We start from the raw sequence: 1,025 nt of genomic DNA on the forward strand, positions 1-1,025 counted from the left end.
GCGAAGCTGAGAATTTAAGCCCCGGTAAACGGCGGTGGTAACTATAACCATCCTAAGGTAGCGAAATTCCTTGTCGGGTAAGTTCCGACCTGCACGAATGGCGTAACGACTTCTCTGCTGTCTCAACCACAGACTCGGCGAAATTGCATTACGAGTAAAGATGCTCGTTACGCGCGGCAGGACGAAAAGACCCCGGGACCTTCACTATAGCTTGGTATTGGTGTTCGGTACGGTTTGTGTAGGATAGGTGGGAGACTGTGAGACATGCACGCCAGTGTGTGTGGAGTCGTCGTTGAAATACCACTCTGATCGTATTGGGCTTCTAACTTCGGACCATGATCTGGTTCAGGGACAGTGCCTGGTGGGTAGTTTAACTGGGGCGGTTGCCTCCCAAAATGTAACGGAGGCGCCCAAAGGTTCCCTCAGCCTGGTTGGCAATCAGGTGTCGAGTGCAAGTGCACAAGGGAGCTTGACTGTGAGAGTGACAGCTCGAGCAGGGACGAAAGTCGGGACTAGTGATCCGGCACCGGCAAGTGGAAGCGGTGTCGCTCAACGGATAAAAGGTACCCCGGGGATAACAGGCTGATCTTCCCCAAGAGTCCATATCGACGGGATGGTTTGGCACCTCGATGTCGGCTCGTCGCATCCTGGGGCTGGAGTAGGTCCCAAGGGTTGGGCTGTTCGCCCATTAAAGCGGCACGCGAGCTGGGTTTAGAACGTCGTGAGACAGTTCGGTCTCTATCCGCCGCGCGCGTTAGAAACTTGAGGAAGGCTGTCCCTAGTACGAGAGGACCGGGACGGACGAACCTCTGGTGTGCCAGTTGTTCCGCCAGGGGCACTGCTGGTTGGCTACGTTCGGAAGGGATAACCGCTGAAAGCATCTAAGCGGGAAGCCTGTTCCAAGATGAGGTTTCTCTCCCACTTGATGGGTTAAGGCCCCCTACAGACCATGGGGTTGATAGGCCGGAACTGGAAGCCAGGTAACTGGTGTAGGTGACTGGTACTAATAGGCCGAGGGCTTACTA

Annotated in this window: 1 rRNA gene; it reads left to right on the forward strand. The window is 55.1% G+C overall.

The features are described from left to right. Positions 1 to 1,025, forward strand: a 23S ribosomal RNA gene (locus tag QC180_RS30115); the annotation flags it as partial.

Source organism: Nocardia anocheti, assembly GCF_029675105.1.
GTDB lineage: Bacteria > Actinomycetota > Actinomycetes > Mycobacteriales > Mycobacteriaceae > Nocardia.